Annotated in this window: 12 protein-coding genes; 4 read left to right on the top strand and 8 right to left on the bottom strand. The window is 38.5% G+C overall.

Annotated features, from left to right (window positions below; all coding sequences use genetic code 11):
* Window positions 1-72: 72 nt before the first annotated feature.
* The 5 genes from BFJ97_RS18625 to BFJ97_RS18605 all read right to left on the bottom strand — a co-directional run bounded on the left by BFJ97_RS18625 (window position 73) and on the right by BFJ97_RS18605 (window position 6,604).
* Window positions 73-1,020 carry an N-acetylglucosamine kinase gene (locus BFJ97_RS18625; RefSeq protein WP_068986150.1) on the bottom strand — a complete coding sequence of 316 codons (948 nt, stop codon included), beginning with the start codon at window positions 1,018-1,020 and terminating at the stop codon, window positions 73-75.
* Complete coding sequence (gene argH, locus BFJ97_RS18620) at window positions 1,017-2,531, bottom strand: argininosuccinate lyase (protein ID WP_068986149.1); 1,515 nt, start codon at window positions 2,529-2,531, stop codon at window positions 1,017-1,019. The genes BFJ97_RS18625 and argH overlap by 4 nt, the downstream gene beginning before the upstream one ends.
* 27 nt (window positions 2,532-2,558) lie before the next feature.
* Window positions 2,559-4,280 (bottom strand): ABC transporter permease, encoded by a 1,722-nt coding sequence (locus BFJ97_RS18615; RefSeq protein ID WP_068986148.1) that lies wholly within the window; start codon window positions 4,278-4,280, stop codon window positions 2,559-2,561.
* 12 nt (window positions 4,281-4,292) lie between these two features.
* A complete protein-coding gene (locus BFJ97_RS18610; protein ID WP_068986147.1) occupies window positions 4,293-5,363 on the bottom strand; it encodes an ABC transporter ATP-binding protein in 1,071 nt (356 codons plus the stop codon).
* Window positions 5,364-5,497: 134 nt separating this feature from the next.
* A complete protein-coding gene (locus BFJ97_RS18605; protein ID WP_068986146.1) occupies window positions 5,498-6,604 on the bottom strand; it encodes an extracellular solute-binding protein in 1,107 nt (368 codons plus the stop codon).
* A gap of 421 nt (window positions 6,605-7,025) precedes the next feature.
* Here BFJ97_RS18605 and BFJ97_RS24335 point away from each other — a divergent pair, with 421 nt between their 5' ends.
* Window positions 7,026-7,157: an S-layer homology domain-containing protein gene (locus BFJ97_RS24335; protein WP_139114484.1), complete on the top strand. Its 132-nt coding sequence runs from the start codon at window positions 7,026-7,028 to the stop codon at window positions 7,155-7,157.
* 73 nt (window positions 7,158-7,230) lie between these two features.
* On the opposite strand, the gene BFJ97_RS18600 is transcribed toward BFJ97_RS24335, so the two are convergent.
* A complete protein-coding gene (locus BFJ97_RS18600; protein ID WP_068986145.1) occupies window positions 7,231-8,148 on the bottom strand; it encodes an EamA family transporter in 918 nt (305 codons plus the stop codon).
* A gap of 18 nt (window positions 8,149-8,166) precedes the next feature.
* Complete coding sequence (locus tag BFJ97_RS18595; RefSeq protein ID WP_068986144.1) at window positions 8,167-8,730, bottom strand: GNAT family N-acetyltransferase; 564 nt, start codon at window positions 8,728-8,730, stop codon at window positions 8,167-8,169.
* A 177-nt stretch (window positions 8,731-8,907) separates the two neighbouring features.
* Here BFJ97_RS18595 and BFJ97_RS18590 point away from each other — a divergent pair, with 177 nt between their 5' ends.
* From BFJ97_RS18590 to BFJ97_RS18580, 3 genes are all read left to right on the top strand, one after another.
* The gene (locus tag BFJ97_RS18590) at window positions 8,908-9,855 is read left to right on the top strand and encodes a carbohydrate kinase family protein (protein WP_068986143.1); all 948 of its coding nucleotides are present in this window, start codon (window positions 8,908-8,910) and stop codon (window positions 9,853-9,855) included.
* A 21-nt stretch (window positions 9,856-9,876) separates the two neighbouring features.
* Complete coding sequence (locus tag BFJ97_RS18585; RefSeq protein ID WP_068986142.1) at window positions 9,877-10,308, top strand: protein-tyrosine phosphatase family protein; 432 nt, start codon at window positions 9,877-9,879, stop codon at window positions 10,306-10,308.
* A 270-nt stretch (window positions 10,309-10,578) separates the two neighbouring features.
* Window positions 10,579-12,258, top strand: coding sequence for a hypothetical protein (locus tag BFJ97_RS18580; protein WP_068986141.1), 1,680 nt, complete (start codon window positions 10,579-10,581; stop codon window positions 12,256-12,258).
* 319 nt (window positions 12,259-12,577) lie between these two features.
* Here the strand turns inward: BFJ97_RS18580 and BFJ97_RS18575 are convergent, their stop codons facing one another.
* Window positions 12,578-12,871, bottom strand: a complete 294-nt coding sequence (locus BFJ97_RS18575; RefSeq protein ID WP_068986140.1) for a 3-isopropylmalate dehydrogenase — start codon at window positions 12,869-12,871, stop codon at window positions 12,578-12,580.
* Between the last annotated feature and the right edge of the window lie 234 nt (window positions 12,872-13,105).

Below are 13,105 nucleotides of genomic sequence, written 5' to 3'. Positions count from 1 at the left end.
ATACTTTATTTAATAGGGCACCTTAATTTCATTAACATAATAGAATTTTAACAACATGAAAAGCCTATGACATTACAGACTGTCATAGGCTCTTTTTGTGCGCTCTATAAGATAATAGATCGGTTGGTGCTGACATAAAGAAACTTCTATTTGCGGATACATCGATTTCATTTCCTGGGAAAAAATTTTAAAAATTAATGGATTATGCTTAATGGCACCACCATTACAATAAAGGTTAAATCCGTCTCCTTGATAGCCAGTTTTTTTCAACAAGGCGCTAGCAAGGAGCACTAACTCATGGGCAGCACGCATTGATATTTGAATGGCGGATGAATCCTTTTTGGTCACGGCATCTGCCAAAAAGGCACCCATTTTGGCAAGCTGTGCATTCGTGTAAGATGGGTGGAACAGCCAGGCAGCTAGCTCCGTAACATCGTGGATACATAAGTACTCATAGACAGTATCTTTTAATAGGGTTGGCTCACCACGCCCGTCTTCCATTCGGAAAATGGCGCGGATAACCTCTTGCCCTAACCAATAGCCACTACCTTCATCTCCGGCACGATGCCCCCAGCCACCTGCACGTACTATTTGCGAGCCATCAAATGCGTAAGCAATAGCTCCTGTTCCAGCTATGAGTAAAGCGCCTGCCTGTCCGGCAGTAACACCTAATAAAGTAGCTTGTGCGTCATTTTCAATAATAAGTGTTGTTATTTTAAGTTGTAATGCCGATAGCGCTTTATGAACAATGGCAGACACCATTTCATGATCTTTAGAAGAATCAATGCCAGCCATTGCAAAGGTAGCTACAGCAATTTGAGGGACGGACTGACTTTGCAAAAACTGCTGTACATGTATTAAAAGCTCTTGCAATATTGCCGTAGCAGATTCAGCGCCAATAGCTTGATAGTTCGAGCCACCTATTGATTTAGTAAATTTTATTTCACCAGACTCGGCATGTACGACCGCACATGCCGTTTTTGTAGCACCACCGTCAATAATAAGTAGCCATTCCGTCATTGATTCCATTCCTCGATAAATACGGTTAATTGCTGTTCCGCCTCAACAATCATAGACTCCTTCAAGCGAATCCATTCATAAAGGTTATGAGCATTCGCCTTGGAGCGTTCAAGAGATGCCTTCATCGTTTCTGGCGCTGGGCCACCAGGTAATGTTCGGACACTGACAAAAGTCTCAGGCTTTAATGTGTTATAAAAATCCTCTTCAGAAATATTTAATGTTTTACCAGTAATCAATTTGGATTGGGTATTCGCTAGACCCCATGTCAGACTTGCAAGTGATTCCTCACCGTGAGAGAGTAGGACCTTTACACACTTACTGACAATACTGTGTGCTTGGCGGAATGAAATCCCTTCAGAGCGCACTAACGTATCAGCAAGCTCCGTTACATTGGCAAAGCTATTCTCTGCACGATTTCTTAGTTTTTTCTTGTTTACATTCATCGTAACGACAAGTGAACCAAATAGCTTGTAAATCCCTATTAAACGGTCGATAGCACGCCATAAATAGGGCTGCATATCATCTTCAGTGTCTACGATATCTCCAAACGGTGTATTATGTACCATTTGCAATACTGTACTAGCATCTCCAACAACTGCAGATAGTAATGAACGTGTGTGCTCGATCGAAACGGGATTGCGCTTTTGAGGCATGATAGAGCTAATTTGTACGTATGGACTTGCCAGCGTAAAGGCATTGAATTCCTGTGTAGCCCATAGTAAAAAGTCTTGAGATGTACGACCGAGATTAAGTGCTGCAAGCTGAACAATACTTGCTGCCTCTGCAATATAATCCGCACCAGCAACAGCATCCCACGCATTTTCGATAATATCATCAAATGCCAATAACTCACACATACGCTCTCGACTAATGTTGAAGCCGGTTGTCGTTAATGCTGCTGCTCCCATACTGCTACGATTCACGGTTTTATAGACATGCTGCAAGCGTTCAAAGTCTCGTTCAAGTTGATCGATGACCGCTTTTAAATAATGAGCAAAGGTTGTGGGCTGTGCCTGCTGCGTATGTGTATAGCCAATCATAATCGTATCAACATGCTCCTCAGCAGCTGCGATTAAATCATCCCGTAATGTCAGTAATTCCCGCATGAGCAATAACAACTTTTTTCTTAAGGTCATACGATAGATGGCAATGCCCATGTCATTGCGACTTCTACCAATGTGAAGATTCCCAGCAACATCACCAGCAAGCTCTATTAATTTATTTTCGATACGGAAAAACAAATCCTCATATCGCGGGTTGTAATCCTCTATACGGTAATAGTTCAAGTCTAGTTTTTTAAGAGCAATACCGATTTGTTTGACTTCTTCTTTTTTTACAAGTCCTTGTTCTTCTAGCATTTTTAAGTGTGCAATATTGATTTGTAGCATGATTGTTAAAAAATTCTTCTTGGCTTCTTCATAAGCTGGCTGTAAGACAATTTTACGATAAATATTAGACGGGAAAATCATCCCATCTTCTTGCTGGGTTTTGTTGCGGAAATCTTCAAACATAGTAATTGCCCCCTAGTAGATTAGCAGTTATATGGCCGAACCAGCACTGCCTTTAGATAACTTCTCGGAAATAACAAGTACAATTAAAATTAAACAAATTTGTAAGACGCCATATGCACAAGCAGTTCCAAATTTAAACGCATATAATTTTTGGAATATCGCCACAGATAATGGGATTGTTGACGTACTATAAATAAGAATTGACGCTACGAATTCACCAAAGCTTTGAACAAGTGCTAGTAACGTACCTGCCAAAATGCCCGTAAATGTAAGTGGTAAGACAATACGTCTAAATGAATACCACCAAGTTGCACCTAAGCTTCGTGATGCTTCTTCGATAGACGGATCTAATTGCACAAGAGATGCCGATGTAGACCGGAAAACGAGCGGTAAATGTCTAATGAAATAGGCTAACGGCAAAATCCAGAACGTCCCAATCAGAACCTGATTAAAGGCGAATATATTTTCCGTACTAAAAGCGGCAATCAAATTGACAGCTACAACTGTTCCCGGTAATGCCCAAGGAACCATGATTAAAATATCGAGCAATGTCTTACCTTTAAAATTTAAACGTACCATTGCATAGGCTGCTGCGACACCGAAGAGGATATTGCCGAGTGTTGCAACGATCCCCATTTGAATGGAGTTCCAAATAGGTCGCCATGTCCGCTCATCCGTAAAGAGCGCTACATAATGATCCAGTGTATAGTCAGTTGGCAAAATTTGTGTTTTCCATGCCCCATCTACTGAAAATGAAATTAAGATAAGAACTAAAAGCGGCAAAATTAAAATTAATGTACCTATAAAAGACGCGATAGTCGCAATCATCTTCATTCCTTTTGAAGAAACTTCAGATCGATGAACACTAATACCTTTGCTTAGATTTTGATAGTTTCGGCGGTTTTGATACCAACGCATAATAATTAAAAAGGTAATAGACACAAAGGATAAAATCATAGATTGTGTCGCTGCCATATCTAAATTCCCGTTCGTACGTGATAAATAGATTTGCATCGTCATCGTACGTTCGACACCGAACATTAAAGGTGCTGTATAGGACGCCATGGATATCATAAATACGAGTAAGGATGAGGCGACAATTGAGGGTGTTAACATGGGCAAAATAACCTTTGTCCATATTCGAATACGCCCCGCACCTAGACTAGTTGCCGCCTCCTCTAGAGCTGGATCTAACCCCTTTATAGCAGCGGAGGCAGTCAAATAGAAGTAAGTGTACATCGTGAATGTATGGACAACAATAACGCCCCAGATGCCTTTTAATGAAAAGGGCACTTCATGTAAGCTGAATAGGTGTTGAAGCGCACGTGGAAATATACCGCTTTCCCCATATAAGAATGTAAAAGAAAGTACACCTACTAATGGCGGAAGAGCCATGGGTACCAAAACTAAAATAGAGAGTACACGTCTACCTGGAAAATCGTAACGCTCGAGTAAGAATGCCATGGTAACCCCAACGATTGCACAGCAAATAACACTAATAAGGGATATATATAAACTAGTCCATAATGCTTCTATATTGGCGGGGCTAGCGAAATTAAAAAACTGTTTATAATTAGCTAGCGCATCATCACTAGAAAAGCTTTCTATAAAAGTTTGATAGAACGGGTATACCACATAGGCAAACAACACTAAAAATAAAGGTGCAACTAATATATACACAAACCAATTTGAGCTTGATAGTCGTGTCCATGCATTTCCTTCAGAAGGTTTGAGGTGCGTTTTTTCCATGTTGTTCCCCTCCTATTCCCCTAAAAAATACAGTGAATCTTGGGCTATATTTAAAGTGATTTCTTCACCAATTTTTTTTAATTGACCGTTCATATTGATAATCATTACTTTTAGTGAAAAATCTAGACATTCCACAATATAGTTCACACTAACCCCTGTAAATTCCACAAAAGTGATTTTACCTGTTAATGTGTTTTCACCAGTACCTTGATGGATTGATTCAGGACGAATAGAAATAAACACTTTGTCTCCAATCATATGCGTTAAAGTGGGGGAGCTTTGTTGCTTTTGCCCAGTGAGAACAAGTCCACTTGCTGTTTTTACTTGTATATCGTTACCATTGACGGAGTCAATTGTCGCTTCCAGTAGGTTTGTCTCGCCAATAAAATCTGCTACGAAGCGGTTTGAAGGCCTATTATAAATCTCTTGCGGAGTACCGATTTGTCTGATGTTCCCATTTTCCATGACCATAATACGATCTGACATAGACATCGCTTCCATTTGATCATGCGTAACATAGATGGTTGTAACACCAAGCTCGGATTGAATACGTTTTATTTCAACGCGCGTTTCTTCGCGTAATTTAGCATCTAAATTAGACAATGGCTCGTCTAACAATAAAATATCCGGCTCTATCACAAGAGCTCTTGCCAAGGCAACCCGTTGCTGCTGCCCACCAGATAATTCATTTATTTTTCGATTGCCATATTGCGATAAATGTACAAGCCCTCTAATGCGGTCAACCTTTTGCTTAATCTCCGCCTTTGAAAATTTCCGTACTTGTAAGCCAAAGGCGATATTTTCGTCTACTGTCATATGAGGAAAGAGGGCATAATTCTGAAACACCATACCGATGTTCCGTTTATTGGGTTGAAGTCTTGTCACGTCTCCATCATCAAAAAATATTTTCCCTTCTGAAGGGTAATAGAAGCCTGCAATCATTCTTAACGTTGTTGTTTTACCACAACCACTTGGGCCAAGAAACGTAAAAAACTCACCAGCTTGAATATGAAGATTTAAATCTTTTACACCAAACACTTGACCAAATTGCTTAGAGACATTTTCTATTTTGACACTTTTCAAATGCAATGCTCCTTTCTCGCAGAAAACTAGTTACACGAAGCCTCGAGCAAAAATTACTCGAGGCTTAAAACATGAACAATATTCAATAGATCGCTTTACGATGTTAGAGCCATTGGACAGTTAGGCGGCGTTGGTCACTTTTTCCCTTGGCCTTTAATATTGTTATCCCAATGCTCCATCCACTCGGCTTCTTTTTCAGACATGAGCTGCCAATCTATATCAAAAGTTTTTAAATCTAATTCTTGATACCACTCAGGCATTGCGGCTTTATCGATATCTGAGCGAGTAGGAATTTGATAGTATTCATTTGCTAATTGCGTTACCATTCCTTTTTCGAATAAGAATTCTACGAAGAACTTTGCATTTTCTATATTCTTGGCATTGTTTACAACAGCTACACCATCTACTAAAATCGGTGCACCACTTTTCGGATAGATGTAATCAAACGGGTAGTCAGTCGTATATTTCTTTAATAAAATATCTTGTAAATTCCATAAAGAAACGCTGCCTTCTTGTCGTGTCATCTTTAAATAAAGTGCATTTGGATCTTGTGTATATTCTTTCGTGTTGGCATCTAATTTTAATAACCAATCGTAACCTTTCTCAGGTGTATCTGCGCCTTGACGTACAATCATAGATGAATAAATAGTACGCATCGTACCAGAAGCTAACACACCACGAATTAAAATTTGATCCTTCCATTTTGAATCTAATAAATCATCCCAGTCTTGTGGACCTGTTTCTTTCGTTAATAAATCACTGTTAATCATAATCACTTCGGGCAGTAGCATTTCCCCGAACCAACGACCATCTGCATCCTTATGCGCTGCATCAATGGAGTCGATAAAACTAGGCTTCCAAGAATGGAGTAAATCTTCATCGGCACCGACAATTAGTGCGGATTGCGTACCGCCCCACCAAAAATCTGCCTGAGGATTTGCTTTTTCACCACGTAGGCGTTCTAAAATTTGCTGTGCGCCCATCGTTAAAAACTCCACTTCAATGTCCGGGTACTTTTCATTAAACTGATCGATTACCTTTTGCACCATGGCTTCATCACGCCCCGTATAGATCACAAGCTTTCCAGATGGTGTAGCCGCTACATCCGTCTTTTCAGAATCAGACGTTTTGTCGTTAGCAGTTGCATCTTTTTTAGAATCCTTGTTGTTATCACTACTACAAGCAGCCAAGACAAGAAGCATCAGTACAAGTACAAAACCGAAGATCCGTGTTTTTTGCATAATCTTCCTCCTTCCTAATAGTGAAAAACTTACATATAGCAGTATAATCCGGAGACTCTGCATTAATGTTAGAATAATTGAAAAATTATAATGCCATGCTCGAATATTAAGAGAATAATAGGTATCAACGGCATTGGTGAAATAAAAAAATCCTCTCTAAAAAAGAAATTTATCAAGATTAAATGTAAATTCATCAATTTAAAAATTTCCAATAAAGTTGGTTATCAATATATGTTCAAAAACTAACAAATATTGATTTTAATAGTTTTGAAATGCATGTTACGGTTTGAAAAATAACTAAAATAAGGAGTCTCCAAAAATTGTCATCCCAAAGCTAGGGTGATGATCAAGAGGGGCTTTAATATGAGTAGTAAAGCTTTGAAGATTTTCACAGCTTTAACGATGATGTTGGGAGTGGTTTTTGGAAGTATGGAAGGGCGCTCTAGCAGACCGTACCATTGCGTTAGGCGGTGAAAACGGCAATTTCGGACCGAAAGACAACTTAACGCGTTCACAATTTACAGCGTTTATGTATCGAGCGCATGGTTTATAATTACAGAATGCTGAAAAAAGGGAGATGTATCAAAAATATGATACATCTCCCTTTCTAATTTAGATTAAAGTATTTACTTACTAACAGGTTCTAAAGATTTTTTCTTTTGTTGCCGCTGAGCAAGTATTGTCGGAAGCATCATACCGATAATAACCAAGAGAATACCTGCTATTTGTAAAGAAGTTAAGGGTTCATGTAGAACAATAACGGAAACGGTAACGGCAACGGGTAGCTCTATAGCACTTAAAATGGAGGCAAGCGCTCCTCCTACTTTCGGAATAGCTATAGAAAATAAGTAAATCGGCAAAATAATACCGAAGATCCCCAGTGCTAATCCAAATTTCCATAAGCCCTCGTTAAATAGTTTTCCATTCCAAATAATTTCAGGGTTTAGGAAAATACAAATTAAAATAAGGGCGACAAAGGAAACAATCAATACGCGTGATGTAGTGGTAATACCCTCCACATGACGTGAATTAAATTGGATAAAGCAAGCAAAGGTAAAGGCAGCTGTAAAACCAAGCAGCCATCCTTGAATAGCAATACCGCTTAAATCTACATTTAGTACACCAGCAGCTAAAATGGTTCCAGCAAATAATACAATGAGAGAAATCACTTCAGCTCGACTTGGTAAGCGTTTATGTAGCGCGCAATCTAATAATAAGCCGATCCAGGTGAATTGGAACAGCATGACTACTGCAAGAGAGGCTGGTAGATACTTTAACGATTCACCGTAGACAATTCCGGTAGTACCAGTAAATATTCCAGCGCAAACTAAAATAAGCAGTCCCTTTTTAGAAAGCTTCGGTAATTGCCTTTGCGTCGCTATAAAAATAGTTAGAACTAGCATAAAGCCAATAATATATTGACTTGATACTGCTTCTCCTGATGTAAAGCCGTGCTGCATAGCCACTTTGACAATTGTCGATAAAATCCCATAGCTACTTGAAGCGATCACTATTAATAGAGCGTATAATAAATTTTTATTCATGTTTTTGTGTTTCACATCCTAAAACTGTTTCACCATATGATGGAATGGTTCATCGATTATGGACCATGGCTCGGTAATAACAAAGCCCAGACGTTCATAAAGGCGACGAGCATCTTCTTTTTGTGTTTCAACATTTAATGATAATTTTGCATAGCCTCGTTTTTGTGTTTCTTCTATTGCGAATTGCAGTAATAATGTTCCAATTCCTTTTCTGCGAGCTTCTGGTGCTACACAAACAGTATCAATATAATATTCATCTTCGTGAGCCTCTTTATCGATGATAATAGATGGCGCATTTTTTTCTTCAAGCCATTTTACGAGATTTGCATCCATTTGAATGGCTTCAACACCATTATAGTAAACAAGAATTCCTAATACGTGCTCATTCTCAACAGCAACAAAGGTATTTAAATAGGAATGTCGATTGTCCTCACGTTTGAATAGTACAGTAAGTTCTTGTTCAACTGCTTTAGCTGTCTGTTCTCCTGTTAAACGGTTGGCAATATCACCAATTGCATCAATAATTAATGGTACAACGGCATGGGCATCCTGTGATTGCGCTTGTCGAATTGTAATACTCATTGTCAAAATCCTCACCTTTCTATATAGGCAAGTATAACAAAGATAGAGGATGTCTCAAGTTTTTGAGTATATAGAGATAAGTGTTGGCTTCTTTACTATTTTTCCGAAAGTTTAAAACTTTATTCGACAACAAATTTCGTGGTAATCTATAAGGTATAGACATTCGGGAGGACAACAATGACAAAGGAAGATAAGGATTTTATTTTAGTCTACGGAGACGCTTTTATTGACTATATTGCTGATGATGTAACAAATACATCTTTTACTAAATATATGGGTGGTGCAACGGTGAATGTTGCTGCAGGTATTAGCCGTATAGGTGCTCCATCTGCATTAATTACGATTACAGGAGATGACGAAGGCTCTGAATTTGTTCGAGATGGGCTTGCGCAAGAAGGGGTAAACCTGGATTATGCAGTTTTTGACCCTGCGAAGCGTGTTAGTGGTGTTTATGTACATTTAACAGAAGAATGTGAGCGAATTTTTAAGGATTATGTCGATGAAACGCCTGATTTACAAGTAGAAGCATCACAATTAAATGAAGCAGCTTTTAAACATGCATCTGCTTTAACTGTGTGCTCGGGTACAATGTTCCATCCTACAGCCCTTGAAACAACACGTGCCGCTGTAGAGATGGCAAAGGAAAAAGGGGCAATTATCGCGATGGATGCGAATATTCGTCCTCTTCGTTGGAGTAGTGAGCAAATTTGCCGTGAAACGATCACGTCATTTTTTGAGCATGTAGATATTTTAAAAGTCACGGATGATGAATTATTTTTCCTTACTGAAACGACTAGTTTGGAAGAGGGCATTGAGCAATTAAACAGTTATTTAGTGCCCATTATTTTAGTAACAGTAGGAGAAAATGGCACATATGCGGTATTAAACGGTGAAGTTATCCATGTACCGACAGAAAAGGTTGTACCAGTAGATACTACAGGTGCTGGAGATGCATTTATGGCTGGTGTATTACGCGATGTTCATTACAATGGCTTACCTACAACGGAAGAGGAACTTGCTCGTTGTGTAAACTTTGGTAATAAACTAGGTGCTTTGGCAGCAACTAAAGCGGGGGCATTAACAGCTCTTCCGTATTATGATGATATTAAGCATTTGCTTAAATAGTCGTTTTGGAGCGTGCATACAATGGAGAAAAACTACGATGTATTAGTAAAGGATCGATTATTCTTTGGCGGTGCGAAAGACGCAGATTCTGCTTTTGAGCTAGAAAAGGTGGATGTCGTGATTGATGTTCGAGTAAACGGCTTAAGTACTGAGGAGCAGGAATTGGCTTCATATGAGTACAAGCATATGCCAATTGCTGATGAGGACATAGAAGTTGCGCCATCTATCCAAAAAGTAGCGAAAGAAATTGTTTCTGCCTATGATAATGGGCAGAAAGTGTACTTCCATTGTGGAGGCGGGGGAGGTCGCGCAGGTGTTGCAGCGACAGCCGTGTTAATGGAGCTTGGCGTAGCTAATTCTCTAGAGGAAGCGGAAGAGGCTGTAAAAAACGCTCGTCCACAAGTAACGATTCGCCCAAAAATGGCAGATGCTTTGCACAAGCTATATAAATAAATGAGAAGATGTACCAAAGGATTTTTCCAATTTGGTACATCTTCTTTTTTTAGTTAGTGAATTAACTGTTCATGATTTTTTTTAAAGACTTCAAACTTAGAGAAAAAAGGACTCATTACTCGAAGTTGGGGATGATATTGGTTAAAACGTCTACCATGTAAATTAACCTCACGTTACGGTAATCAAAAATAATAACTTGGTTTATTTTTGAAAATATAATTCACTTTTAATTTTTGTAAGTTAAAAATACAAATTTTGGAGTGATTTTATATGACAACATTTACACCATTACAAGAAGCTCAAGCCTTCGTTGAAGCGTTTTTACTATCTACGGAGCAGTCATCTTTAAGCCATCCTTATAAGAAGGATAAAGGTCGATATCCACGAGTGCGAAAATTTTTCCAAAACAATATATTAAATGGTACAAGTGATACTTCCACATATCAACAGGGTGTTGGACAAGTAATGATGTTCTGTGCCCAGTTCGCTCAACAAAAGGCACTAGCCGGCGAACGTGATGCAGTTTACAAGGAAATTGTTCATGCTGTTATTCCAAAGCTTATTAATAGAGCATTTAATTTTCCGACCATTAATCCATTAGCAGGCTTTATTTATCTTGGTGCGGCAATGCTTAAGAAGTTAGACGAATCCCAGGGCGATGTTTCACTTTCTAATGTTGATGTGTTGTTAGGGCGATACCGAGACTATTTTGCTAATGAAGTATTAAATTCTAAAGAATACTATGCTTTAATGTATCATCGTACGCCATCTGCTTGGATATACAATGATGAAGAAAAGTCGTACCGTTTTGCTACTGGTCCATATTCGGGGCAAATCGGATACTGGATCACGACCGCAGATTTATCCACCGATCCTCAAAAAAATTACTTAGAAATGCCAACAGTTCTTGATAGTTCAGGACAAGTTTCTTTTGCTGGTATTCAACCAGGAACAAGCGGTAGGGATTATATAGATCACCATTCCTATTACAACACTAAAAACGAGCGATTTATTCTTAATGCTTCACTTAACGCCATTGCTTTTTGGATGGCAGCGCATGTTTATGATGTAAAAGTAAATGGAACTGGAGCTTCATTAACTCCTGCATATAATATGAAAAATGCAATCCGAGATGTTCTTAGTTATACTCATTGGGGCTCTAACACCTCAGTTGCAAATGCTTCTAAAGGATGTTTCCAACAAGAGCCATTTAACAATTCATTAACTGCTAAAAGGGTTCTTCCGGTTCATGGATTTTACGAAGTAACCTTGGCAAATAATATGCTACGATCTCGATTCGATTCTCCGGCCTATAATACATTTGCAATAACATTCTTACAAATCTTTGCAAGCTTAATCGAAAATCCAACAGCTTCATCATGGTACAGTCTTGTTCCGAATGTTGATTCGGATTCAGGAGTTATGGTAACTCAGATGATTAATACCTACAAAGACATTTTCACTAACTATTCATCTATAAAAAACACTTTAATGAGTAATTTGTTTAGCCAAGCTAAATATTGGGGTATGTACATTCCGGAAAATGCTATGTTAGGCTCATCCGAGTTGATTAAAAATCCGTGGCAAATGCCTAATAAGGGTGAGGGGATTAATCAGGCCATGGTTGGATTGTTCAATGTTTATCCTGGAATTACAGGTCAAGGTTTTGCAAGTCTGAATAATAAAGTCGGAGAAGCCATTAAACTTCAACTTGATATAGGCCAAGCATTACATGGCCAAAGTCACTTCCCTTCGCACGGTCGTTCAGGCCTTTGGGATTTAGCTCGCTTAGATATATTAGCTGATGCTTCAAATGCAGATGGAACGGAAAGCTCTGCTACAGACCTTACTACTACTGATAAAGAATCTCCAAACTGTGCTGGAGCTCGTCGGGCATTTTACGCTTTAGCTATGGCGTTGGTGGTCGATAAAGTAAGGCATGTTGATTAGAAAAATAAATGGTATAGGGTAATTCTAATTTTAAAAAAATCATGCGTATGAAAAATAATAATTGATCTATACTATAAAGGATTACACTTCAAATCCTATGTGACTAGGAGGGTTAACCCGATGAGTAAGGTTGATCGATAGCTCTGAAGGACCATCATTACTGATTAAAGCTAAAGTACGGTTGTCTTAGGGATATCTTAAGATCCAATACGGAAGCGAGGCAGTGTGTCATGGAGGAATAAATGTAAGTGGTGATCAAACCCGGAAGAATATTTTTTCCGGGTTTTTTATTTGTGCGTCGGGCATGCGTATGAATGCATCACAATTTCTTTTTGGTATATTTTTTAATTATAGTAACTAAAATGGCAAGTAGAAATACGATAAGACTATTTATTAGCAAATAGTAGGCAAGATTCAACCCATAGAATACCGCAAAGGCATCACGAAGAATGAATAGTGCTAGTATAACTCCGATTCCACCAAATGCACCTGCTAGTAATAATATTGTGAAAGAAGCAAAATATAAACTTTTCCTTTTTTTGTAGGATATAAATCCAATAATATTTGCAACAACGATAGAAAAAACCATAAGTATTAAGAAAAATTCGCTCATTTAACTCTCCTTCTTTCATAAATATATTTCCCATTTACCCTAAACTGCTCTGTTAGTAAAAAAGCGATTGCTTTATTGAACAATCGCACCTCATTAGTTGAACACTTCAAAATGGATACTGCTGCGTTATTGTATCCGGATATTTTCTCAATTTCTTTTTCGTCTTTAAATTCATCGTTTTCGAACTGTACTTTAGCAACAAGCTCTAAATAGTCGAAATTTTTTTGCTCTACG

Origin of the sequence: Lysinibacillus xylanilyticus, assembly GCF_001708185.1 — a bacterium.
Classification (GTDB): domain Bacteria; phylum Bacillota; class Bacilli; order Bacillales_A; family Planococcaceae; genus Lysinibacillus; species Lysinibacillus xylanilyticus_A.
Note: the sequence above shows the minus strand (reverse complement) of the source record. Positions and strands in the feature narration are given on the sequence as shown.